We start from the raw sequence: 2,903 nt of genomic DNA on the forward strand, positions 1-2,903 counted from the left end.
GCGACGGCAACGCCCTGCCCCTCGCCGACGCCACCGCCGACCTGATCACCTACGCCCAGGCCTGGCACTGGACCGACCCGGCGCGCTCGGTGCCGGAGGCGTTCCGCGTCCTGCGCCCGGGCGGCGCGCTGGCCCTGTGGTGGAACACCAACGTGTACGACGTCGACTGGATCGCGGAGGCCGCCGGCCGGGCCGGCCGCTTCCTCGGCGTCGACGTAGCCGCCGAACAGCGCAAGGCCGGCGAACGCGTCGAACAGGCCGACCCCAGCGGACGCCTGCACTTCACCCGCCGCACCATCCGCTGGAGCCGCCGGGTACCGATCGACACCCACCTCGCCAACATCGCCACCCACTCCGCCCTCCTCGTCATCCCCGAGGAGCGGGCCACCGCCTTCCTGGAACAGGAGCGCGCGCACCTGCGGGAGGTCTTCCCGGACGGCATGGTCGAGGAGACCTACGACGTCCTCCTCGTCGTCGCCCGCACCCCCTGACCCGCCGCCGTTCCGCCCACCGGACAACCGGCCCGCACAGCCCACCCCGGTGCCAGACTGATCGGCATGAGCCAGAAAGTCGCAGTCCTCGGCACCGGCAAGATCGGCGAAGCCCTGCTCAGCGGAATGATCCGGGCCGGCTGGGCCCCCGCCGACCTCCTGGTCACCGCCCGCCGCCCCGAACGCGCCGAAGAACTCCGCGCCCGCCACGGCGTCAACCCGGTCACCAACACCGAGGCCGCCAAGACCGCCGACACCCTGATCCTCACGGTCAAGCCGCAGGACATGGGCACCCTCCTGGACGAACTCGCCCCGCACCTGCCCGCCGACCGCCTCGTCATCAGCGGAGCCGCCGGCATCCCCACCTCCTTCTTCGAGGAGCGCCTGGCGCCCGGCACCCCCGTCGTCCGGGTCATGACCAACACGCCCGCCCTCGTGGACGAGGCCATGTCGGTCATCTCCGCCGGCAGCCACGCCACCGAGCGGCACCTCGCGCACGCCGAGGAGATCTTCGGCGGTGTCGGCAAGACCCTGCGCGTCCCCGAGAGTCAGCAGGACGCCTGCACCGCGCTGTCCGGCTCCGGCCCGGCCTACTTCTTCTACCTGGTCGAAGCCATGACCGACGCCGGCATCCTGCTCGGCCTGCCCCGCGACAAGGCCCACGACCTCATCGTCCAGTCCGCGATCGGCGCCGCCGTGATGCTCCGCGACAGCGGCGAGCACCCCGTCAAGCTCCGGGAGAACGTCACCTCCCCGGCCGGCACCACCATCAACGCCATCCGCGAGCTGGAGAACCACGGCGTACGAGCCGCGCTCATCGCCGCCCTCGAAGCCGCCCGCGACCGCAGCCGCGAACTCGCCTCCGGCAAGAAGGACTGACCGCCCGGGGCCCCGCGGGCGGCCACCGCCGCCCGCGGGCCGGAAACCCCGTCGTCTAGAGAGCGACGCTCGGCGCGGGCTCCGCCACGGGCGGCAGCAGCCCGATCGCCCGGTAGGCCGCATCGACCGTCGGCCGGGCCAGCGCCCGCGCCTTCTCCGCGCCGTCCCGCAGCACCCCCTCCACATACGCCGGATCGGCGCACAGCTGCCTGTGCCGGTCCCGCACCGGCCGCAGCACCTCCACAACGGCCTCCGCGGCGGCCTTCTTCAGGGAGCCGTACGAGTCGTAGGCGGCCGCCAGCGACTCGGGGTCCCCGCCCGTGCAGGCGGCGAGGATGTCCAGCAGATTGGCGAGGCCCGGCCGCGCCGCCCGGTCGTAGACGACCTCCCGCCCGCTGTCCGTGACGGCCCGCAGCACCTTCTTGTGCACCACGTCCGGTTCGTCCAGCAGATAGACGACCCCGGCCCCCGACTCGTCCGACTTCCCCATCTTCCGCGTCGGGTCCTGGAGGTTCATCACCCGCGCGGCGACCGTCGGCAGTGTCGTCCGCGGCACCACGAAGGTGTGCCCGTAGCGCTGGTTGAACCGCACCGCCACATCCCGGGCCAGCTCCACGTGCTGCGTCTGGTCCTCGCCGACCGGCACCTCGTCCGCGCCGTACGCCAGGATGTCCGCGGCCATCAGCACCGGATACGTCAGCAGCGACAGCCGCAGGCTCCCCCCGCGCTCCCGCTGCTTCGCGGCCTTCTCCTTGTACTGGATCATCCGCCGCATCTCGCCGTCGGTCGCCACGCACTCCAGCAGATACGACAGCCGGGTGTGCTCCTCCACATGGCTCTGCAGGAACAGGGTGCACACCTCGGGATCGAGCCCGGCCGCCAGCAGCAGCGTCGCCGTCTGCCGGCTGAGCCTGCGCAACCGCGCCGGATCGTGCTCGACGGTCAGCGCGTGCAGGTCCACCACACAGAACAGCGAATCGGCCCGGTGCTGGTCCACCTCGGCCCAGCGGCGCATGGCCCCCAGGTAGTTGCCGAGGGTCAGGTGCCCGGTCGGCTGGATCCCGCTGAAAACCCGGGTCATGTCCACTCCACCTTCAGGTCGGGACCGCCGCCCCTGCGGCCGGCCCCCTCGGACCCGGAGGGAGAGACGAGAACGGCCGCCGAAGCGGCGGCCGTTGGGTGCATACGTGAGTACGGCCGCCGTCAGGCGGCCCACCAGAGCTGGGTGCACGTACGCGTCATCACGTCGTCCACAGTACGCCTGAGGAGTGCTCCACGGCAGTGGGTTGACACGACTCCCGCCGATCCGTAGTGTTCTCCGGGTTGTCCGACGTGAGCGCCGACTCCGGTCGGTCCCCGGACAGCCATTCCGCAGGCACCACCCACTCATCGACGCTCCGGCGCCGACTGCTTTGGTGTGCGTATTTGCGAAATGAGGAATCCGCGTTCGAAAGGACGCAGGCCCCCGATTAGCTCGGGAGCCGGGAATCCGCTAAAGTCTCACTCGTCGGAACGGCCCAACAGCCGGGAAGG

General features: G+C 71.6%; 3 protein-coding genes. 2 read left to right on the plus strand and 1 reads right to left on the minus strand.

Translation table 11 applies throughout. From position 1 onward, the window contains the following. The coding region (locus tag H5J33_RS29500; RefSeq protein WP_181797856.1) for a methyltransferase domain-containing protein at window positions 1-491 on the plus strand (491 nt) is incomplete at its 5' end. A gap of 66 nt (window positions 492-557) precedes the next feature. Beyond that, window positions 558-1,370, plus strand: coding sequence for a pyrroline-5-carboxylate reductase (gene proC, locus H5J33_RS29505; RefSeq protein ID WP_181797857.1), 813 nt, complete (start codon window positions 558-560; stop codon window positions 1,368-1,370). A gap of 55 nt (window positions 1,371-1,425) precedes the next feature. On the opposite strand, the gene trpS is transcribed toward proC, so the two are convergent. After that, window positions 1,426-2,451, minus strand: a complete 1,026-nt coding sequence (trpS, locus tag H5J33_RS29510; protein ID WP_181797858.1) for a tryptophan--tRNA ligase — start codon at window positions 2,449-2,451, stop codon at window positions 1,426-1,428. Window positions 2,452-2,903: the final 452 nt, after the last annotated feature.

The sequence above is a fragment of the Streptomyces sp. WELS2 genome (assembly GCF_013870595.1).
Classification (GTDB): domain Bacteria; phylum Actinomycetota; class Actinomycetes; order Streptomycetales; family Streptomycetaceae; genus Streptomyces.